Source organism: Mycobacterium riyadhense (genome assembly GCF_963853645.1).
GTDB lineage: Bacteria > Actinomycetota > Actinomycetes > Mycobacteriales > Mycobacteriaceae > Mycobacterium > Mycobacterium riyadhense.
On the sequence record NZ_OY970456.1, the window covers coordinates 6,101,861 to 6,123,663 of the forward strand.

The following is a 21,803-nucleotide window of genomic DNA, read 5'->3' on the forward strand; positions in this document are numbered from 1 at the left end:
CATGGGGCTTCGCCTGACCACAAAGGTTCAGGTTAGCGGCTGGCGCTTCCTGCTTCGCCGGCTGGAGCACGCCATCGTCCGGCGCGATACCCGCATGTTCGACGACCCCCTGCAGTTCTACAGCCGTTCGGTCGGGCTTGGCATTGTCATAGCGGTATTGATCCTCGTAGGCGCGGGACTGCTGGCGTACTTCAAACCACAGGGAAAGCTGGGCGGCACCAGCCTTCTCACCGATCGCGCCACCAACCAGCTCTATGTGATCCTGTCCGGCCAATTGCATCCCGTTTACAACCTGACGTCGGCGCGGCTGGTGCTGGGCAACCCGGGCAACCCCGCGACCGTGAAATCTTCCGAACTCGCCAAGCTGCCCCTGGGGCAGACCATCGGAATCCCCGGAGCGCCTTACGCCACACCGGTTTCGGGGGACACGAAATCGACCTGGACCTTGTGCGACACCGTCTCCAGGGCCGACACGGCTTCCCCTGCGCTCCAGACGGCGGTGCTGGGGATGCCGCTGCAAGTCGACCCGTCGATAGATCCACTTCAGGCAAACGAGGCCGTGCTGGCGTCCTACCAGGGCCAAACCTGGATCGTCACGTCCAAAGGGCGGCACTCGATCGATCTGAGCGACCGAGCGATCGGCTCAGCCATGGGAATTCCGGTCACCGCCAAACCGGTCCCCATTTCGGAAGGCATGTTCAACGCATTGCCTAACATGGGGTCCTGGCAGCTGGCCCCGATACCCGGCTCAGGCACACCCAACACTCTTGGACTCCCTGGCGATTTGGTGATCGGGTCGGTTTTCCAGATCCATACGGACAAAGGGCCGCAATACTATGTGGTGCTGCCCGACGGCATCGCGCAGGTGAATACCACCACGGCTCAGGCGCTGCGCGCCACCCAGTCACACGGATTGGTCGCGCCTCCCGCGGTAGTGCCGAGTTTGGTCGTCCGAATCCCCGAACGGGTTTACGCATCGCCGCTTCCGAACCAGCCCCTGGAAATCCTGTCCCGGCCCGACGAACCCACCCTGTGCTGGAGCTGGGAACGCGCAACCGGCGACCAGTCGCCAAAGACAACAGTGCTGTCCGGCCGACACCTGCCGATCCCGGCGTCGACCATGAGCACTGGGATCAAGCAGATCCAAGGGACGGCAACGGTTTACATCGACGGCGGCAAGTTCGTACAGCTGCAGTCGCCAGATCCCCGATACGGCGAATCGATGTATTACGTCGACCCGGAGGGTGTGCGTTACGGGGTACCGAACGCCGACGCAGCTAAGGCGCTGGGTTTGAGCTCACCCAAAACCGCGCCCTGGGAGGTGATCCGTCTCCTGGTTGATGGTCCGGTGCTGTCCAAGGAAGCTGCGCTGCTCGAGCACGAAACGCTGCCCGCTGACCCAAGCCCCCGAAAGATTCCCGCCGGAACCCCCGGAGCCTCCTGATGACGACTAAGAAGTTCACCCCGACCATCACTCGCGGCCCGCGGCTGACCCCGGGCGAGATTAGCCTCACCCCACCGGATGATCTCGGCATCGATATCCCGCCGTCGGGCGTCCAGAAGGCCCTTCCCTATGTGATGGGCGGCTGCATGGTCGGCATGATCGCGATCATGTTCGCCGGCGGCAAGCAGTTGTCGCCCTACATGCTGATGATGCCGCTGATGATGGTCATGATGATGGTCGGCGGCATGGCCGGCGGCACTGGCGGCGGCGGCAAGAAAGTGCCCGAAATCAACGCCGACCGAAAGGAATACCTGCGCTATCTGGCCGGACTACGCTCGCGAGTGACGTCCTCGGCCAGCTCCCAGGTGGCGTTTTTCTCCTACCACGCGCCCCATCCCGATGATCTGCTGTCGATCGTCGGGACTCAGCGACAGTGGTCCCGGCCGGCCAATAGCGATTTCTACGCCGCCACCCGTATCGGAATCGGCGACCAGCCCGCGGTGGATCGGTTACTAAAGCCGGCAGTCGGCGGGGAATTGGCGGCGGCGAGCGCGGCGCCGCAGCCGTATCTGGAGCCGGTCAGCCACATGTGGGTGGTCAAGTTCCTGCGTACCCACGGGCTGATCCACGACTGCCCGAAGCTGTTGCAGCTGCGCACATTTCCAACGATCGCCATCGGCGGTGCCCGTCCGGGGGCGGACCGGTTGCTGACCGCGATGATTTGCCACCTGGCGGTTTTCCATCCGCCAGACCTGCTGCAGATTCGGGTGCTTACCGAAAACCCCGAGGATCCCGACTGGTCCTGGCTGAAATGGCTTCCGCACGTTCAACATCAGACAGACACGGATGCCGCCGGGGCGGTCCGGATGATCTACACCCGCCCGGACGGGTTGGCCGATTTGGCAGCGCGCGGACCGCACGCACCCGACACGTTGCCCACCGGTCCTTATGTCGTCGTCGTAGATCTCACCGGCGGCAAGGCGGGATTCCCGCCGGACGGCAGGGCGGGGGTCACGGTGATCACCCTTGGCAACCACCGCGGCTCGGCATATCGCATCCGGGTCGACGAGGACGGTACCGCCGACGACCGGCTGCCCGGCCAGCAGTTCCGCCTGGTGGCATCGACCACCGACGGCATGACGCCGCAAGCGGCGACCCGACTTGCCCGAAAGCTGGCCGGATGGTCTATCACTGGCACCATTCTCGACAAGACGCAACGCGTTCAGAAGAAGGTGGCCAGCGAATGGCACCAACTGGTCGGCGCCAAGACCGTGGAGGAGATAACACCGTCCCGCTGGCGGATGTACACCGACACCGACCGGGACCGGCTCAAGATTCCATTCGGCCACGAACTCAAGACCGGCAACGTCATGTACCTGGATATCAAGGAGGGCGCGGAGTTCGGCGCCGGACCGCACGGCATGCTCATCGGTACCACCGGGTCCGGGAAGTCCGAATTTCTGCGCACCTTGATCCTGTCGTTGGTGGCCATGACTCACCCCGATCAGGTGAATCTGCTGCTTACCGACTTCAAGGGCGGCTCGACATTCCTGGGAATGGAAAAACTTCCGCACACGGCTGCCGTCGTCACCAATATGGCCGAGGAAGCCGAGCTGGTCAGCCGGATGGGTGAGGTGCTGACCGGCGAACTCGACCGCCGCCAGACGATCCTGCGCCAGGCCGGGATGAAGGTCGGCGCCGCCGGCGCGCTTTCCGGTGTGGCCGAGTACGAGAAGTACCGGGAGCGTGGCGCTGACTTACCTCCGCTGCCTACGCTTTTCGTGGTTGTCGACGAGTTCGCCGAACTGCTGCAAAGTCACCCGGATTTCATCGGGCTATTCGACCGGATCTGCCGCGTCGGACGATCACTGCGTGTGCATCTGCTGCTGGCGACCCAGTCGCTGCAAACCGGCGGTGTTCGCATCGACAAGCTCGAGCCTAACCTCACCTACCGTATTGCCTTGCGTACCACCAGCTCTCACGAGTCGAAGGCGGTCATCGGAACGCCGGAAGCGCAATACATCACCAACAAGGAAAGTGGTGTCGGGTTTCTTCGGGTCGGCATGGAAGACCCGGTCAAGTTCAGCACCTTCTACATCAGTGGCCCGTACGTTCCCCCGGCCGGGGCCGAAACCAGCGGCGACGGAGCCGGGCCCAGCCGGCAGGCCGCAAAACAGGTGCGGATTCGCCAGTTCACCGCGACGCCGGTCCGGGAGGAGCCGACGGCCATCGAGGAGGTTCCGGTGATGGAGGTGGGGGCACGCCCCCACAAGTGGGAGGTACCCCCACCCGCTCGCGGGGGAGCATTCACGCGATGACCACCCAACCTGAAACACGGGCGCTGCGCGAGGTGGTACTGGACCAGCTGAGCACGGCTGAATCGCGTGCATACAAGATGTGGCTGCCGCCGCTGACCAATCCGACGCCACTCGATGAACTGGTCGCGCGCGACACGCTGCGAAAACCATTGCGGTTTGCCCTGGGGATCATGGATGAACCGCGTCGGCATCTCCAGGAAGTATGGGGCGTCGACGTTTCCGGAGCTGGCGGCAACATCGGCATCGGCGGAGCGCCGCAGACCGGGAAGTCGACGCTGCTGCAAACAATGGTCATGTCGGCGGCCGCCACGCACTCACCGCGCAATGTCCAGTTCTACTGCATCGACCTCGGTGGCGGCGGTCTGATCTATCTGGAGCACCTGCCGCATGTCGGCGGGGTGGCCAACCGGTCCGAGCCCGACAAGGTCAACCGTGTGATCGCCGAGATGCAAGCCGTTATGCGGCAACGAGAAACGATGTTCAAGGAACACCGGGTGGGATCGATGGCGATGTATCGGCAGCTGCGCGAGGATCCCAACCAGCCCGTGGCGGCCGATCCATATGGCGACGTGTTTCTGATCATCGACGGGTGGCCGGGTTTTGTCGGTGAGTTCCCCGACCTGGAAGCACAGGTCCAGGATCTGGCGACTCAGGGGCTCGCGTTCGGTGTTCACGTGATCATCGCCACGCCGCGCTGGACGGAACTGAAGTCGCGGGTGCGCGACTATCTCGGCACCAAGATCGAGTTCCGGCTCGGCGACGTCAACGAAACCCAGATCGACCGCATTACTCGAGAGATCCCGGCGAATCGTCCGGGTCGGGCAGTGTCAATGGAGAAGCACCACTTGATGATTGGTGTGCCCAGGTTTGACGGTGTACACAGCACCGAGAACCTGGTGGAGGCGATCACCGCGGGAGTGACCCAGATCGCGGCTCAGCACACCGAGAAGGCGCCTCCGGTCCGGGTGCTGCCGGAGCGGATCCATCTGTACGAACTCGACCCGAACCCTCCCGGCCCCGAGTCCGACTACCGCACTCGCTGGGAGATCCCGATCGGACTGCGCGAGACGGACATGACCCCGGCCTACAGCCACATGCATTCCAACCCGCACCTGTTGATATTCGGTGCGGCCAAATCGGGCAAGACGACCATCGCCCATGCAATCGCGCGAGCGATCTGTGCCCGCAATAGTCCCGACCAGGTGCGGTTCATGCTCGCCGACTACCGCTCGGGCTTGCTCGATGCGGTGCCGGACAGCCATCTGCTCTCCGCCGGCGCAATCAACCGCAACAGTGCGAGTCTGGACGAGGCCGTCAAAGCGCTGGCGGTCAACTTGAAGAAGCGGTTGCCACCGACCGACCTGACGACGGCACAACTGCGCACGCGTTCTTGGTGGAGCGGATTCGACGTTGTGCTTCTGGTCGACGATTGGCACATGATTGTCGGTGCGGCCGGCGGGATGCCACCGATGGCACCGCTAGCGCCACTATTACCGGCCGCGCCAGATATCGGGTTGCACATCATTGTGACCTGTCAGATGAGTCAGGCGTACAAGGCCACGATGGACAAGTTCGTCGGCGCCGCATTCGGGTCCGGCGCCCCGACAATGTTCCTTTCCGGCGAGAAGCAGGAATTCCCGTCCAGCGAGTTCAAGGTCAAGCGCCGGCCTCCTGGCCAGGCATTTTTGGTCTCACCAGACGGCAAGGAGGTCATCCAGGCCCCCTACATTGAGCCTCCAGAAGAAGTGTTCGCAGCACCCCCAACCCCCAGTTAGGATTATTTCATCGCACCGGCGCAGAGCCCGGAAGCTCACCAAATTGAGCCCCGGGAAGCACTGTCCGGCAGTTGTTTCCGGCTATGACCGAACGGTTTGTGTCGGGAACACAAATAAAAGGAGAACAAGTAAGCAAATGGACGAAATGTCACACGATGCGGCCGCTGCCGACATCGGCACTCAACTGAGCGAGAACGCGCTCGGTGGTGCCGCGGCCGGCGCCGCGGCGTTGACGTCGGTGACGGGACTGGTCCCCGCAGGGGCCGACGAAGTCTCGGCCCAGGCGGCGACGGCGTTCGCATCCGACGGCGTCCAGGCGCTGGCTTCGAACTCCTCGGCCCAACACGAGCTGTACCGGGCCGGCGAAGTGGTCCACCAGATTGCCCGCACCTATTCCGAGGTCGACGACTGCGCTGCCGCAGTCATCGTCTAGCAGTCCACCCATCCGACATCGCAACCAGAGGGGAGTGATCACCATGCTGTGGCACGCAATGCCGCCGGAGCTCAACACCGCACGGCTAATGGCCGGCGCGGGTCCGGCTCCGATGCTGGCTGCAGCGACGGGGTGGGCGGCACTGGCGGCAGCCCTCGACGCTCAGGCCGTCGAGCTAACTTCCCGCCTGAACTCTCTGGGCGAGGCGTGGACCGGAGGAAGCAGCGATAAGGCGATTGCCGCCGCGCTACCGATGGTGACCTGGCTGCAGACCGCGTCGACGCAGGCCAAGACGCGCGGAATGCAGGCAACGGCGCAGGCCGCCGCTTACACGCAAGCGATGGAGACCACCCCGTCATTAGCCGAGATCGCTGCCAACCACATCACCACTGCGGTCCTGGTGGCCACGAACTTCTTCGGTATCAACACCGTCCCGATCGCGTTCAACGAGATGGATTACTTCATCCGCATGTGGACCCAGGCCGCCGTGGCGATGGACGTGTACCAGGCCGAGACTTTGGCCAACACGCTGTTCGAAAAGCTCGAGCCGATGACGGCCATCCTGGATCCAGGGACCAGCCAGGGCATGTCATCGAACCCGATCCTCGGGATGGCGTCCCGAGTCACTGGCGTTCCCGCCGACCAACTCCAGGCGACGGCGGGGCAAGTCGCGGAGATGAGCGGCCCAATGCAGCAGCTGACTCAGCCGATGCAACAGGCGGGCTCGATGTTCAGCCAAATGGGTAGCAGCGCAGGCGGTCCCGGCAGCGGGCTGGGCGAGGACGAAGGCGCCCAGATGGGTCTGCTCGGCACCAGTCCGCTGTCCAACCACCCATTGGCGGGGGGCTCGGGCCCCAGCACCGGCGCGGGACTGCTACGCGGGGAGACCCTGCCCGGCGCCGGCGGGACGCTGGCCCGTACGCCGCTGATGACCGGGCTCGTCGACAAGCCCGCCACTGCTGCGGTGATGCCGGCGGCAGCCGCCGGATCATCGGCAACGGGCGGTGCCGCCCCAGTGGGTGCCGGCGCGATGGGCCAGGGCGCGGGCTCCGGTGGTTCATCCAGACCAGGGCTGGCGGCGCCGACGCCGCTCGTCCAGGAGCGCGACGAACACGACGAAGAAGAGTGGGACGACGAGGACGACTGGTGAGCGCCCACACCAACAACAGACTTCCCGGCCACCGGGGCCGGAAGACTTGCCAGAATTTGGCGAGGAATAGAAAGAGAGAAAGTAGTCCAGCATGGCAGAGATGAAGACCGATGCCGCTACCCTCGCGCAGGAGGCAGGTAACTTCGAGCGGATCTCGGGCGACCTGAAGACCCAGATCGACCAGGTTGAGTCGACCGCGGCGACGCTGCAAAGTCAGTGGCAGGGCGCGGCAGGCCAGGCGGCCCAGGCCGCGGTGGTGCGCTTCCAAGAGGCGGCCAACAAGCAAAAGGCGGAACTCGACGAGATCTCGACGAATATTCGTCAGGCCGGCGTCCAGTACTCGAAGGCCGACGAGGAGCAGCAGCAGGCGCTGTCCTCACAAATGGGCTTCTAATTCCCCATATACCAAAAGAAACGGAGCAAAAACATGACAGAGCAGCAGTGGAATTTCGCGGGCATTGAAGCCGCATCGAGCGCAATTCAGGGAAATGTCACCAGCATTCATTCTCTTCTCGACGAGGGGAAGCAGTCCCTGACCAAGCTCGCGGCGGCCTGGGGCGGTAGCGGTTCGGAGGCCTACCAGGGCGTTCAGCAGAAGTGGGATGCCACCGCTCAGGAGCTGAACAACGCGCTGCAGAACCTGGCTCGCACCATCAGCGAGGCCGGCCAGGCGATGCAGTCGACCGAAGGCAACGTCACCGGGATGTTCGCATAGGCCGATCCGGCGTTCGCGTAGAATACCGAAGCACGAGATCGGGCGAGTTCGACCCCTCGGGGGATCTCGCCCCTTCTCGTGCTTTGTTCTATTGACGAACTTCGGAGAGGTTCTGATGCCGGCCGATTACGACAAACTCTTTCGGCCAGCCGAGGGTACGGGGCCTCCGGAGGATGCGCAGTCGGATTTCGACGCGGATTATTCGTATCCGCCACCTGCTAAGCCCAACGGCGAGATGCCGCCGCCGATCGACTGGTCGCAGCCCTTTCCGCCGGCCGCGGTCAAACCACCTACGTCCCCGGTAGAGCCTCCGCCGGCGCCACCCGAACCGCCGCCGGCTCCAATGCCAATCGGCGGCGGGGCGCAATCGCCCACACCCGCACCGCCGCCGCCCACACCCGCACCGCCGCCGCCCCCACCCGAACCGCCGCCGCCGCTGCCCGAACCGCTGGCGCCACCCGAATGGCCGTCCGCCGCAACCGCAACTGCCGGGCCCGCCGCAGCTGGGCCCAAACCACCGGCGCCCCCCATGCCCATCGGCGGACCGCCGCCAACTCCACCCGCGCCACCCGAACCGCCACCCGCGCCACCCGAACCGCCACCCGCGCCACCCGAACCGCCACTGGCTTCGGCCGAACCGCCACCCGCGCCACCCGAACCGCCACTGGCTTCGGCCGAACCAACGGGTGCTCCGCCCAAACCACCGGCACCCCCCATGCCCATCGGCGGACGGCCGCAGGCCCCTCCCCAACCCCCCACGCCGCCACCCCCGTCCCCACGAGCGTCAGCTCCACCGAAAACCGGTACTCCGAGGATGCCAATCGGCGGACCCCCCCAGGCCCCTCCCCAACCACCGCCACCGCCAACATCCAACGGGCCGGTGCGCGCCGCGGTGGCACCGCCGCAACGACCGTCGGCTCATGCGCCGAGGGCCAGCTCCCCGCCAGCACCGCCCAAGCCACCGCCGCCGCCATCGAACGGACCGCCGCAAGCGCCGCCGGCGCCGCCGGCGCCGCCGGGGCCGTTACCGCGCCGCGTCCGGATCGGCGGGCCCGCGCAACCCGCCGCGCCCCCACCTGAACCGGCGTCCGAGCCTCCGCAAGAACACCGGCGCCCACGCCGTCATCGTTATCGCGACGAAACCGACAACGAAGCACCCGGATCGGCGCCGGGCGCACCGGCGCCCTCGTTCGCCTGGTTGCAGCAACGTGACTCGAATCTCGCCCCGCCCGCCGAGCCCACACGTGCCGCAACGGCACCTCTCGGCGACTCCGCACCCGATCTCATAGTTGGTCGCCGTGCCAGACGGCGCGCCGAGGAGGCCGCGGCGGCTGCCGCGCCGATCATCTCGCCACCCCAGCCACCGCCCGCCAGCGTGCCGGCGCAAGCCCCGGTCGGGCCCGCCCCGGTAGGCCCGCCGCCGGCGACCAAGAAGCCCGCCAAGTTGGTGTCGAAGCGGGGCTGGCGGCGCTGGGTCCACACGTTGACTCGAATCAACTTCGGCCTGTCACGCGACGAGAAGTACGAGCTGGACCTGTGTACCCGGATCGCCAGAAGGCCTCGTGGTTCCTATCAGATCGGAATATTGGGTCTCAAAGGCGGTGCCGGGAAGACCACTACGACAGTCACTTTGGGCACGACACTCGCGCAGGTGCGGGGCGATCGAATCCTGGTGCTCGACGCGGATCCGGGCGCCGGAAACCTCGCCGAGCGCGCGGGCCGCTCTTCGCCTTCATCTATCGCGGATCTGTTGGCGGACAAGGAGTTATCGCACTACAACGACATCCGCGCACACACCAGCGTGAATTCGGCCAATCTCGAGATACTGCCCGCAGCCGAGTACACGGCCGCGAAGCGCGGGCTCAGCGGCGAGGACTTGCGTCGCACGGTGGATACCGTGTCGAAGTTCTATAACCTCGTCTTGGCCGACTGCGGGGCTGGCCTGTTCGACCCGGTGACGCTCGGCGTGCTCGAAACGGCGTCCGCGATAGTGATCGTGACCAACGTTTCGGTCGACAGCGCCCGGCAGGCCGACATCGCGCTGGACTGGTTGCGTAACAACGGCTATCAGGATCTGCTGAACCGCGCCTGTGTGGTGATCAACCATGTCGCACTCGGAGAAACCAACATTGCGGAGAAGCAGTTGGTGCGACAGTTCGAACGTCAGGTTCAACCCGGCCGCGTCGTCCTGTTGCCATGGGACAAGCACATTGCGGCCGGAACCGAAATTCAGCTTGACCTGCTCGACCCCCTGTACAAGCGCCGGGTCCTCGAGCTGGCCGCGGCTCTATCCGACGATTTTGAAAGGGCTGGACGTCGTTGAGCGCACCTGCTGTTGCTGCCGGCTCGACCGCCGCGGGGACAACTCCCGCCAGACCTGCGACCACGCGGGTCACGATCCTCACCGGTAAGCGGATGACCGACTTGGTGCTGCCAGCGGCGGTGCCGATGGAAACCTACATCGACGAGACCGTCGCGGTGCTCGCCGACCTACTGGAAGACACCCCGCCGGAAATCCTGGCCGGCTTCGACTTCGCCGCCCAGGGCGTGTGGACATTCGCGCGGCCCGGATCGCCACCCCTGAAGCTCGATCAGTCGCTCGACGAAGCCGGCGTTGTCGACGGTTCGTTGCTGACCCTGGTATCGACAAGCCGGACAGAGCGGTATCGACCGCTGGTCGAGGACGTCATCGACGCGATCGCGGTGCTCGACGAATCGCCGGAGTTCGATCGCGCGGCGCTGGATCGCTTTATCGCCGTTGCGATCCCCTTTTTTACCGTGCCGATCACCGCTGTTGCGATGTGGGCGTGGTGGACGACCGGGCGCAGTCTGTTCTGGCCGCTAGCGGTGGGCCTAGCGGGAATCGCGGTGCTGGTTGCCAGCTTCGTGGCAGGGCGGTTCTACCAGAATGCGCATCTTTCCGAGTGTCTGCTGCTGGCGGGATACCCACTGATCGCCGCCGCCGCGGCAATGGCAACCCCACTGCCGCGCGACGTCAGTTCGTTGGGACCGCCGCAGCTTGCCGGCGCCGCCACCGCTGTATTGCTGTTAACCCTGTTGATACGCGGCGGCCCGCGTAAACGTCATGAGCTGGCATCGTTTGTCGTGATCGCGATCATCGCGGCCATAATTTCCGCGATTGCCTATGGCTACGGATACCAACGCTGGGTGCCGGCCGGGGCGCTCGCATTCGGTCTGTTCATCGTCACGAATGCGGCCAAGCTGACCGTCGCCGTAGCCCGGATCGCCTTGCCGCCGATTCCGGTTCCGGGGGAAACCGTGGACAATGAGGAATTGCTCGATCCCGTCGCGGCCGACCAGGCCACTAGCGACGAGACGCCGACCTGGCAGGCCATCATCGCGTCGGTCCCGGCGTCCGCCGCGCGCCTCACCGAACGCAGCAAACTAGCCAAGCAGCTGCTGATCGGGTACGTGACGGCCGGGACACTAATCCTGGCTGCCGGTGCGATCGCCGTGGTGGTGCGCGGCCACTTCTTCATCCACAGCTTGGTGGTGGCATGTCTGATCGCGGTGATCTGCGGGTTCCGCTCCCGGCTCTACGCCGAACGTTGGTGTGCATGGGCGTTGCTGGCTGCGGCGGTCGTCATTCCGACGGGCCTGACCGCCAAGCTCAGCTTCTGGTACCCGCACTACGCGTGGATGATGCTGTCCATCTACCTCGGGGTGGCCGTGGTTGCGTTGGTGATCATCGGAGCGATGGCGCAGGTTCGCCGCGTTTCGCCGGTGATGAAGCGGCTTCTGGAATTGGTCGACGGCGCCATGGTCGCTTCGATTATTCCGCTGCTGCTATGGATCACCAGTGTCTACGACATGGTCCGGAATATCCGATTCTGACCTGCCGGCATCCCTCAAGACGGCGCGAAAATTGCCGCAATTGGGGCTCCGTCACCTCGGGTAAAATTTGCTCGATGGGTAACGTACAGAAGGGATCTTGCGATGGCTGAACCACTGGCCGTCGATCCCGCTCGCCTGATTGCGGCAGGGAGCAAACTCGCCGACCTAGTCTTTCCGACGGCTCCAGCCCCGATCACGGCGACTGGAACGGATTCGGTGTCCGCGGCGATCAACGAGACGATGCCCGCTATTGAATCACTGGTATCCGAGGGGTTGCCCGGTGTCACAGCGGCGCTGAAGCGGACGGCGACCAGCATGTCCACGGCGGCTGACATCTATACCAAAGCCGACCAATCGCTGGGTGAGGCATTGAAGCAGTACGGCTTCGAGTCGGCCGGCCAAACGCTCGGAGCCAGCGCCGCGGGAGGCCTCGCAGCCAACGCCGCCCAAGCGTTGGGCGCGCCAGCCGCACAACTGCTGGGCGCCCCGGGAGGTGTGGCATCGCAAGTCGGCCAGGCGGTGAGCCAGCAGGTCGCTGAGCTGTCGCCGCGAGTTGCTGCGACCGTGCCGCAGGCGGTTCAGCTGGCCCCACAGGCCGCCCAGATGGGCCAGCAGATGTCGCCCATCGTGCAGACCATCACTCAAAGCGCGCAGCAGGCCGGCCAGCAAGGCTCGCAGGGCGGTGCCGCCGCGCCGGCGGAGCTCGTCAGCGACACCAAGCCGGCCGATGAAGAGCAGCAGGACGACGATGACGAGGCGCAGGCCGAGGGCGAGGCGCGTGACGAAGCCGCCACGACCGCCGCAAGCGCCCAAATGTTGGGCAGTGTTCCCCTAGCGGGTCCGGGTCCCTCCGGCCCAGCCAGCGGTTCTGGGTCGGCAAGTTCGGTCGCAGCACCGATCTAAGAGCCGTGAGCGTTATGCTCACGGCTCCGTTGGATGGACCTCAGTCCTTCCCCTCAATCCTTGTCAATCCTTGAGATCGACTGCGAAATCCGGACTTTCATCGTGCGTGCAGGGCGGGATCGGGCCGGTTTTTCCGCCCGGAGTTCCCGCTCAAAGCCCAGCATCGACCATCAGGCCCCCGCCGCTCAGGGCGCGTCGCTCAGCGCACTATCGAGCAGTCCCGCGACGTATCGCCAGTACATCCAGTCGGCTACCGCGGGACGCTGAGCCTCTGGGTCAGCAGCGCCGTGCGCCTGGTGCAGGGCGAGTTCCTGCGCGTGCACCGCAAAGGCGTGGAACGCTCGCAGGTGGGCGACCTCGCGACCGGTAGCCGTGCTGGTCATGGGTTTCATCAAGTCGAACCAGAACATGTGCCGCTCGTCGTCCGGCGGATTATCAGCAGCCGGTGCCGGCGGCAGCAGGTCGATCAACCGCACATCATCGGTGTCCGCCAGCTGCGCCGCTGCCGAGGGGTCGACGACCTCGAGACGAGACCGGCCGGTCATCTTGCCGCTGTCCGGGATGTCGTCGGCTTCGAGCACGATCTTGGCCGCGCCCGGATCGGAGTTCGCCAGCTGCTCGGCGGTCCCGATCACCGCCCTCAGCTTGAGGTCGTGGTACGCAGCCCAGCCCTGCACGGCCAGCATCGGGTAGGTGGCGGTCCGCGCCTTTTCGTCGGCAGGGATCGCGTGATCGGCGCTGGCCATATACACCTTGTTCGGCAACTCCACGTCCTCGGGTATGTAGGCCAGCCCATAGCTATTGGCAACCACGATCTCGCCATCGGTGGTCACCGCGGTGATCCAGAAGAACCCGTAGTCGTCGTCATGGCGAATGTCGGGCGCATTCAGCGCGGCAGCGATACGTCGCGCCAACCGCAGCGGATCGTCCTTGCTGCTTCGGCGAGAGGCGGCGGCGACGGCGTCACGCGCCTTGCGTGCCGCCGAAACGGGGACCGACGGAGACGGTGTCACGTGATCCACCGACTCGGCCTTTTCCTTGTCTCGGTCGTCACCGCGCTCGGGTGGGGGCGCCGGGCGCGTGGGAGGTGCGGTACGCGCCGACGCCGCCCGCGGGGTCACCGTCGTCGGCGCCTTGCCGGCGGGACCTAGCGGCGCCCGCCCACCGGCAGCGCGCGATCCCGCGCCCGATGCCGCGGCCGTCCCCGAGCTCGGGCTAGCCGTCGCCGACCCGGTCGCCCCGCCGGATCCGACGGACATCCGCGGCGCGCCGGCCGGCATGCCGCCCGCCGCGGCTGGAGCCACCGCCGCGGATGAGTCGTCCCGCGAGGATCCCGAGCCCGGGGCTCCGTGATGACTGGGTGCCGTGGGTGTTTCGGTTGCCGCCGCCGGCTTCACATGCGCCGGCTCGGTCCCCGGTGAGCCCGGGGTCGACGGGGTCGACGGCTGATCCGGCGACGGCCCCACCGGAGCTGGCGCCGGCGCAGGTCCGGGTGCCGGTGGGACCGGGGCCGGCGCCGGGTTGACCGGCGCCGGAGTTGGTGCAGGTGTCGGGTGAACCGGTTGCACCGGTGCGACCGGGTTTGGCTTTATCGGGGTGACTGGGCCGTCCGGGGTAACCGGGTTCACCGGGGTCGGGTTCACCGGCGTCACCGGGTTGACCGGCGTGACCGGAGGGACGGGCGTAATCGGCGTCACCGGGGTGGGGTTCACCGGTGTGACCGGGGTGGGGTTCACCGGTGTGACCGGCGTCGGGTTGATCGGTGTGATCGGGTTGGCCGGCGTCGGTTCGAAAGGCTTCGGGGTCGGAAAGACTGGGGATGGCGTGTCCGGTGTGGGTACCACCAGGGTCGGAATTTCCGGGGTAGGTGGTGTTACTTGGTACAGCAGGTCCGCAAGCGCATTGTGTGGCGGTTTCCAGTCTTTGGACGCCAGAACTTGTTCAGCGGTTTCGGCGACCAGGCTGGCATTGGCCTGATGAGTCGCGCGGACCAACGCATCAATCGCGGCTTCCCGCTCCTCGGCGTCCAGATCGGCGTCATTCTCCAGGACGGTTATTTCCCGCTGAGCGCCGTCGACATTGTTGCCGATTTCCGATTTGGCTTGCACGATCAATCCAGCGATATGCCGGTGCCAGGTAATAACGGTGGCCAGATAATCCTGCAGCGTGCTCATTTCATTGAGATTTGCGCCGAGGGCACCGTTGGCAGCAGTAGCGGCCCCGCCCGACCAGACCCCACCCTCGAAGACTTCCACCTGTTGATGACGGGTGGCGTCCATCACGTCGGTGACCTTTCGCAGAACCTGGTTGTACTCCTGCGCACGGTCGTAGAACGTGTCCTCGTCGGTTTCCGGCCATCCGCCTGGCTCGAGCATCTGACCGGCATACTCACCCGTCGGCCTGGGAATGCCCATTGCTACTTTCCTTCCAACAACAGCCAGGCCGCATCGACGAGACCTGTCGGGTAACCACCCGCCCTGCAGCGCCGGACCGGGGTCTTGTGTCGCGTCGACCGCTCAGTGGTACCGGACGTCATGCTTAACAAGCCTAACCGAGGTTAAGACCTGCTAGATGCGGCAATTTGGCGATCGGGACCGGCCCCACAACAAGGCGCGCCGTCGCCCGCGGACGTCCTCTGGATGCGCCCGTATGCGCACTCGGCGCACGGTTATCCACCGCGTGTGAAAACGGTCCGAAATGCCGGCTACGTGAGTCGGCTTAGACCAGCCGGTTGTTTGCCGCCGCCTGAGACATGGCCTCAAGCGCCGCGGTCAGTTGCTGCCCCGCGGCATCGTTATAGGCGCTCGCCGTGGACTGCGCGTTCATCAACGCCTCGTTGACTCGCGCACCGACCGCCTCCGCGCCTATCTCCTTCAGCAGGCCATCCTTGATCCTGACACCGGTGAGCCACTGGTGGCCGTTGATCGTCACTTCGACGGTCTCGGCTTCGTCAGCGCCACGGAAAGATCCGGTGTTCATCTGGTTAAGGGTCCCGTCGAGAGCCGCCTGAAACCGGGCCGCCAGGGCTAGCGCCTGTGCGACGTGGGGGTCCATTTCAAAGCTGGTCACTTCGACTCCTTGCTGTCTTGACGGCGGCGGTTACCGATGACGGCCTCGGTCCACGCCCGGTCCTCGGTGTAAAGCGCCTCGTCGTCTTGCTGGGCGCCCTTGGATTTGGAGCCACCCTGGCCCTGGCCGTGAGCGCCCATCGGCATTCCCATGCCACCACCGGCCATGCCGCTGCCGGCGGCTGTCCTGCCTGCGGCTGCGCCGCTGAGATCACCCGCTGCAGCTGGTCGCACGGATTCGCCATCGATACCGGTAGCCGGTGCCAACGGCATCGATGGCACCCCGCCACCACCACCGCCGCCGAGCGATGCCGCTTTGACCGACACGTCGCTCGGCAGGCTCGCCGCCGCCTCGCGCCCGGCCGCCGTCAGCTCAGCCGCGGCCCCGGCCGGCATGCCGCCGCCCGCGCCTGCGGTCGGAGCCATCGGCGCCATGGGCGTCATGGGCGTCATGCCACCGCCGGAGCCGTCGCTGGGTGGCATCAGGAAGCCCGGGATCAAACCTTGCGGCTGCGCAGGCGGTGGCGGGTCGATCTTGATGGCAGCGGGAGGCTTCTTCGGATTGATCGCTTCCAGGTTCGCCTTGTCGTTGTACTCCTTGAGCACCTGCTCCGACTTCGACTGATATTCCGCATAGACCTTCATTGCGGCGGACTTCTTGTTCGGGTCTTTCATGTCCTGCTCGAGGGACTCAATGTCGGCCAGCGTGGGATGGTTCGTCCGCGCCCAGTATTGTAGCTGCGCAATGTAATTGGCCTGCTTAGCCAATGCAGCGGCCAATTGCGCCATGTAGACAATCCACTCACGTTGTTGATCGAGGGAAGCCTCACACGCCGTCGCTGCGTCGCCTTGCCAATTGTCGAAGGGCCGGAAACGTTTGACATCGCGCTGCAACGCGAAATTGAGCTTGGTCCAGGCATCCGCAAAGTCGGCCAACGACACGCCTTGGTCGCCTGACCCGATTTTCGTTGCCGCGGTCTTGAGATCCGTGAAGCCGGGATCGCCCGCCGCCGCCACTTGCGGCGTGTCCTGTAGCTCCGCCGAGCTGTCCCCCCCGGCACCCCCCGCCGATTCCGCCTCCACGGTCCCGTTGCCGTCGCTGTTCAGGGCGGTGGCAGATTCGTCGTCAACCTCGCCGTAGGCCTTGGCCGCGTTGCGCAGCGACGTCGCCAGGCGCTGGCGTTCCCGATGGCCCGCCGCGAGGAAGGTCCGCATGTTCTCGGCTGAAAGGTCGAGCTGTTCGGCGGCATTCTGTGCGGCCGTGAGGGTGCACGGCGCGGCGGGGACGTTAGTGGGCGGCTCGGCCATCGGGGCCTCCACCTCGTTGGCCCGCGCCAAGATTTCCTGCTGATCCACCGTCAGCGTCTGCGGCTGAGACATCTCGAATCATCCTCCTAAGTGCTACAGCCATTATCGTCGCTGGAGCCGGCGGTCTATGCACCAAAAATTTCGGGCTACTTCGGCAAGGCCATCTGAAAGCGGCTCTCCTCAGGAGGGGACACCCGACGAATCGGCAACTCACGATGCCGCGGCGTGCCGATCAGGTTGTGCCGCAGAATCACGCGGTCGATGCCGGCGTGCGGCCCGAGATAGGTCGTCGCATGCGGCCACACCACCTTGGCCACCGGCCCCACCTGCGCGCCGATCAACCTGGCAAAATCCGCGAACGACGGTGCCACGGTGACGATCGCGCCCGCGGCCGCGGCGCGCACGGTGAACTGAGTGAATGTCTGGGCGTCGGCCAGGTTGATGCTCGCGTCGACGTCGTCGAATGGCATATAGACCGGACACCGGTTGACCGTCTCACCGACCAGCACACCCGCGGACCCGATCGGCAGCTGGCAGTGCCGGTTGGCAACGAGGTTCTGGCCCGTCAACGCGGGACGCTGGCCACCAAACAGGCGAGAGAAGCCTCGCGGCGTCTTGGGCTTATCCACTGTGGTCAACAGCACCGTGGTCTGCGGCGGCATCCCGGGAGCTATTCGGACCCTGGTGATGGTGTGGTCGGCGCGCGCCGACCACCACAAGTCTGGGCCGCCGGGCGCGGTGTAGGCGGCTGTGTAGGTGTCGCGTCCCTTGATCAGTGACCACTTCTCTCGTACGAAGCCAATATCGGTGGCGTGGTCGTAATCGTCGAAGCTGCGTCCGCACACCGCGTCGACACCGTTGCTGGCCAAGTTGTCGGCGATGCGTGTCGCCGAGGCCACCAGATACCTGGCCAGACCGGCGACGCCTTCGTCGCGCCGTTGCGCCGACTTGCGGGTGCGTTCCGGATCAGCACGCAGCATGATCCAGGTCCGGCGGTTCGCCGGAGCGGGGTCTGCACCGATCACCTGTTGGTACAGGCCCGTCACATCAGGCGATGCCGTCTTGCCTACGCGGTAACCGGCCGACACGACATCAGCTGCCAAGTCGGGACAGTGCACCGACAGCAATTCCTGCAACAGTCGGGTGTCCAACACATCGTCGGTGTGGGCTTGTCCGTCGACAATGACTGTAGGCGTGAACGGACGGGGATTGAGTTCGATGACGGCGATCAGATGCTCGCCTCGCCAACGCACCGCAACGTGATCCCCCGGCTTCACGGTGGCGCCGACGACGGGCTCGGACGGGACGTCCGGCGGCTTGCGGCGCCGACGAAGCCACGCGTAGACCGTTGCCACCCAACCGGTTACCCGCCGCCCATAGAAGGTGACGAAGGCAACGACGGCACCTACCGACGCTATCGCCACGCCCGCCCACCAATAACGCGTGTGCATAAACAGCATGACAACCGGCGGGCCCAGCGCCGCGACGATCAATGTGTGCCCGGTGCTGAACCGCAGCCGTATTGGGTTCCTCATCGACGCCTCATGGCCCGTGTGGCCAGCGAACCCAAGCCGAGGGCCAGCACCAGGCCGACAACGGCCAGCGCCACGGCCGTGATCGGTCCACGATCGGGGGCCGGCGCGATGACCGGAGGCGGAAGACGCCGGACGTTATAGGGGGTCGACGCCTGGTCAGGCGGAATGTCCCACGTCAGCGCCGCGAGAGCGTTGATGACGCCGGCGCCAACGAGGTTGTCGACTCCGCCTCCGGGATGGCGCGCGGTGGCGGTGATTCGGTTCATGATCTGCGCCGGGGTCAGATCCGGAAACCGCTGCCGCAGCAACGCCGCTAAACCAGAGACGTACGCCGCGGCAAACGAGGTACCGGCGATGGGGACCGGACCCTCCTTGCCCTGCAGCGCGTTCACCGGGTCGCCGTGGTCGCCGAGCGCGACGATGTTCTCCGCTGGCGCCGCTACCCCCACCCACGGCCCGTGCATCGAGAACGAACTCGGCACCCCGTTTTGACCGGTACCGCCGACGGTCAGCACCAACGGTGCATACCACGCCGGCGTGACCACCGTCTGCACCTTGTTCCAGCCGCGCGCGTCGTCGGGTGTAGCCGCGTCGGGCGGCGGATTCTGAGCGCAGTCGCCCCCGGTGTTGCCGGCCGCAACGACGATCACCACGCCCTTGACGTTGACCGCGTAGTTAATGGCGCCGCCCAGCGTGGCCTCGTCGATCGGCCTGCTCACCTTGTAGCAGGCCGCTTCGCTGATGTTGATGACATTGGCGCCGAGGTTGGCGGCATGCACCACGGCGCGGGCCAGGCTGCGGATGGATCCGGCCGCCGGGGTGGCGTTGGGGTCATTCGGATTGGGTTGTGTCCCGATCGGTTCAAAGGCCTCCGATGTCTGGCGCAACGACAATAGCCGGGCGTCCGGCGCGACGCCGATGAACCCGTCGGTGGGTGCGGGTCGACCCGCGATGATCGACGCGGTGAGCGTCCCGTGGGCGTCGCAATCGGACAACCCGTTGCCGGCCTGATCGACGAAATCGCCACCCGGCTCGGCCGGGACGCGCGGTGATGCGTTTACGCCGGTGTCGATCACGGCCACCGTCACCCCGGCCCCCGTCGCGAACTTGTGGGCGGCGGCCACACCCAGATACGTGTTACTCCATGGCGGATCGTGAAAGCTGGAATCGGGCAGGACTGTGGGCGACGAACACAGGACGCGCTGTTCGGTGGGTTGATCGGGTCCGGTCACATCGGGCGGCACCGCACCCGGGTCGATGGCGGGTGGAGTGATGGCCAACGCGGGCGGCGCGGTGAGCAACGCGAGCGCCAGCGTCATCAGCAAGATCCGGTGCACCCCCGAATCACTCCGTTCATTTCGCCGCGTTGCTGCCCTGCGTGCAGTTTAGACGTAACGGGCGCGTTAACGGAGTAGCTCCAGTAATCGAGTATGCGTCCCGGCATCGATCGCGGCTCTGCGTGCGCCGTAGGTTCACGTTCAAGCCTTGTCCGCACGCTCAAAGCGCTATCGGCACATGCTTTTCCGCGCACGCGTCGAGCACCGCGGTGATCACATCCTGGGTGCGCAGCGTCTGCAGATCCTCGAGCGTGACCGAGCCTTTCGCGCTGCGATGCTGGGCGGCCACCCGCGAATCCCGCAGCCGCTCGGCACGCTCGACCACATTGCGTGCGAACCGCCCGTTGTGCATGACGTCGACGCCGTGCGTGCCGTCGGGTGCGGTGTAGGCACGCAACGTCGTACACGCTTTGTTCAGCGCTTCGGCGGCCGCGGGCTCGATGACCGTGGCCCGCGGCTTGCCGTAGCGAACCGCGATTTCCACCAGCTCGTCGGGTGCATAGGATTCGAACCGCAATTTCCGGTTGAACCGGCCCGCCAGACCCGGGTTGACGGTGAGAAAGTCGTCAACTTGCTTCTCGTATCCCGCACCGATGAAACAGAAGTCGAACCGGTGCACCTCGAGTGCCACCAGGAGTTGGTTGACCGCCTCCATGCCGATCATGTCCGGGCGGCCGTCCTGGTGGCGTTCTACCAGTGAGTAGAACTCGTCCATGAACAAAATGCGGCCCAGGGAGCGGTTGATCAGTTCATTGGTCTTCGGGCCGGAGGCGCCGATGTGCTCGCCGCAGAAGTCGGCCCGCTTGACTTCGATGATCTCTGGGTGGCGCACGATTCCCAGCCCCGCGTAGATCTTTCCAAGCGCCTCGGCCGTGGTGGTCTTTCCGGTGCCGGGCGGTCCCACCAACAGCATGTGGTTGGTTTGATTGGCCACTGGCAAGCCGGCGGCCAGCCGCAGCGCCCGGACCTCGATCTGATCCTCCAGCTCGGCGACCGCGCGTTTGACTTCGGCCAACCCGACTTGGTTATCAAGAAGCGCACGCCCCTGTTCCAGCAGTTCGTTGCGCCGTTCTTCGTGTTCGGCTTCCGTCCGCTGCTGTGCGGACCGCTGCGTGCTCACGTCCCATTTGTTGGACCGGGTAGCGATCGCTTCCTCGTCGGTGACCACCAGCTGCAGGGTGGGGTCGGCCAGCGCATGTTTCGCGGATTCAACCAGCGCACCATTGATCGTCGCCTTGGACAACCACACCTGCGCCTTGTGCTCCTCACCGAGTTGGCGATGCGCCATCCCCCGCACGTAAGCCAGATCGGCCGCGATCAACGGAAAGTCGTTGGGATCGATTGCGGTGACAGCAGCATCGTTACGGTCGCGACGCGACTCCGTGGGACTGGCACGCCCGGCCCGCACCTCCACCCGGTCGGTCCAGTCCAGCGCGACCCGCGCTTGGCCTAGATGAGCCGCGGCATGCGCGGCCAGCGCGCTGGTTGCCGCGGTCACCGCCGACATGATGATCGCCTGAGGCGGCAAGACGGTCGCGGCCACCGAGATCACGTCCGGCCAGCGCTGGGCGGCGAACATCAAGTAGGCCTCGATGTGCTGCTGCCACTGGTGATTCTCCCAGGTGTCCAGCAAGGACGAATCCGCCAGCAACGCTTCGGCCTTCTCGTACTGCCGATCGTCGATCAGTGCGCTCGCCAATGCGAGGCCCGCGTGCGATGACTCGGTCACCGAAATCGACAGGTACGGGCCGGCTTTGATGGGCGCCGACAGTCGCACACCAAGCCGATTGGTCTCCCGGTGCAGCCGGGCCCCGTAGCCGTAGAGTTGCTGCACCGTCGACAATGCCTCATCACCCGCGGCGATTCGGCCGAGCCAGGCGTCGGCCATCGAAGGGTCGATCTCGGTAGCCTCGCAGAACCGCGCCCGCGCCGCGGTGATGTCGGTGTCTAACAACGCCATTG

At 65.6% G+C, this 21,803-nt stretch carries 15 protein-coding genes and 1 pseudogene; 10 read left to right on the forward strand and 6 right to left on the reverse strand.

All coding sequences use genetic code 11. From position 1 onward, the window contains the following. Position 1: 1 nt before the first annotated feature. The 10 genes and pseudogenes from eccB to AADZ78_RS26980 all read left to right on the forward strand — a co-directional run bounded on the left by eccB (position 2) and on the right by AADZ78_RS26980 (position 12,593). On the forward strand, positions 2 to 1,444 hold the full coding sequence (eccB, locus tag AADZ78_RS26935) for a type VII secretion protein EccB (protein ID WP_085252507.1): 1,443 nt from the start codon (positions 2 to 4) through the stop codon (positions 1,442 to 1,444). Beyond that, a pseudogene (eccCa, locus tag AADZ78_RS26940) lies at positions 1,444 to 3,663 on the forward strand (type VII secretion protein EccCa); the annotation flags it as partial. The gene eccB and the pseudogene eccCa, both read left to right, overlap by 1 nt. Before the next feature lie 95 nt (positions 3,664 to 3,758). Beyond that, positions 3,759 to 5,537 carry a type VII secretion protein EccCb gene (gene eccCb / locus AADZ78_RS26945; RefSeq protein WP_085252508.1) on the forward strand — a complete coding sequence of 593 codons (1,779 nt, stop codon included), beginning with the start codon at positions 3,759 to 3,761 and terminating at the stop codon, positions 5,535 to 5,537. A 136-nt stretch (positions 5,538 to 5,673) separates the two neighbouring features. After that, positions 5,674 to 5,970, forward strand: a complete 297-nt coding sequence (locus tag AADZ78_RS26950; protein ID WP_085252509.1) for a PE family protein — start codon at positions 5,674 to 5,676, stop codon at positions 5,968 to 5,970. A 43-nt stretch (positions 5,971 to 6,013) separates the two neighbouring features. Next, complete coding sequence (locus AADZ78_RS26955; RefSeq protein WP_085252531.1) at positions 6,014 to 7,120, forward strand: PPE family protein; 1,107 nt, start codon at positions 6,014 to 6,016, stop codon at positions 7,118 to 7,120. A 91-nt stretch (positions 7,121 to 7,211) separates the two neighbouring features. Further along, positions 7,212 to 7,514 carry a WXG100 family type VII secretion target gene (locus AADZ78_RS26960; protein ID WP_085252510.1) on the forward strand — a complete coding sequence of 101 codons (303 nt, stop codon included), beginning with the start codon at positions 7,212 to 7,214 and terminating at the stop codon, positions 7,512 to 7,514. A 33-nt stretch (positions 7,515 to 7,547) separates the two neighbouring features. After that, on the forward strand, positions 7,548 to 7,835 hold the full coding sequence (gene esxA / locus AADZ78_RS26965) for a type VII secretion system ESX-1 WXG100 family target ESAT-6 (RefSeq protein WP_085252511.1): 288 nt from the start codon (positions 7,548 to 7,550) through the stop codon (positions 7,833 to 7,835). A 115-nt stretch (positions 7,836 to 7,950) separates the two neighbouring features. Next, positions 7,951 to 10,158, forward strand: a complete 2,208-nt coding sequence (locus AADZ78_RS26970; protein ID WP_204903289.1) for a MinD/ParA family ATP-binding protein — start codon at positions 7,951 to 7,953, stop codon at positions 10,156 to 10,158. Then, entirely contained in the window at positions 10,155 to 11,690 is a 1,536-nt protein-coding gene (gene eccD, locus AADZ78_RS26975) for a type VII secretion integral membrane protein EccD (RefSeq protein WP_085252945.1), read from the forward strand. The genes AADZ78_RS26970 and eccD overlap by 4 nt, the downstream gene beginning before the upstream one ends. Positions 11,691 to 11,792: 102 nt before the next feature. Next, complete coding sequence (locus tag AADZ78_RS26980; protein WP_085252946.1) at positions 11,793 to 12,593, forward strand: hypothetical protein; 801 nt, start codon at positions 11,793 to 11,795, stop codon at positions 12,591 to 12,593. 185 nt (positions 12,594 to 12,778) lie between these two features. On the opposite strand, the gene AADZ78_RS26985 is transcribed toward AADZ78_RS26980, so the two are convergent. The 6 genes from AADZ78_RS26985 to eccA form a co-directional block, all read right to left on the reverse strand. Then, on the reverse strand, positions 12,779 to 15,007 hold the full coding sequence (locus AADZ78_RS26985) for a secretion protein EspK (RefSeq protein ID WP_085252947.1): 2,229 nt from the start codon (positions 15,005 to 15,007) through the stop codon (positions 12,779 to 12,781). 304 nt (positions 15,008 to 15,311) lie between these two features. Continuing rightward, the gene (locus AADZ78_RS26990; RefSeq protein ID WP_276063535.1) at positions 15,312 to 15,647 is read right to left on the reverse strand and encodes a YbaB/EbfC family nucleoid-associated protein; all 336 of its coding nucleotides are present in this window, start codon (positions 15,645 to 15,647) and stop codon (positions 15,312 to 15,314) included. 11 nt (positions 15,648 to 15,658) lie between these two features. Then, entirely contained in the window at positions 15,659 to 17,041 is a 1,383-nt protein-coding gene (locus AADZ78_RS26995) for a PPE domain-containing protein (RefSeq protein ID WP_085252949.1), read from the reverse strand. Positions 17,042 to 17,115: 74 nt separating this feature from the next. After that, positions 17,116 to 18,504, reverse strand: coding sequence for a type VII secretion protein EccE (eccE, locus tag AADZ78_RS27000; RefSeq protein WP_085252950.1), 1,389 nt, complete (start codon positions 18,502 to 18,504; stop codon positions 17,116 to 17,118). Then, positions 18,501 to 19,841, reverse strand: coding sequence for a type VII secretion-associated serine protease mycosin (mycP, locus tag AADZ78_RS27005; protein WP_085252951.1), 1,341 nt, complete (start codon positions 19,839 to 19,841; stop codon positions 18,501 to 18,503). The genes eccE and mycP overlap by 4 nt, the downstream gene beginning before the upstream one ends. A 160-nt stretch (positions 19,842 to 20,001) precedes the next feature. Then, on the reverse strand, positions 20,002 to 21,801 hold the full coding sequence (gene eccA, locus AADZ78_RS27010; RefSeq protein ID WP_085253041.1) for a type VII secretion AAA-ATPase EccA: 1,800 nt from the start codon (positions 21,799 to 21,801) through the stop codon (positions 20,002 to 20,004). Positions 21,802 to 21,803 lie beyond the last annotated feature (2 nt).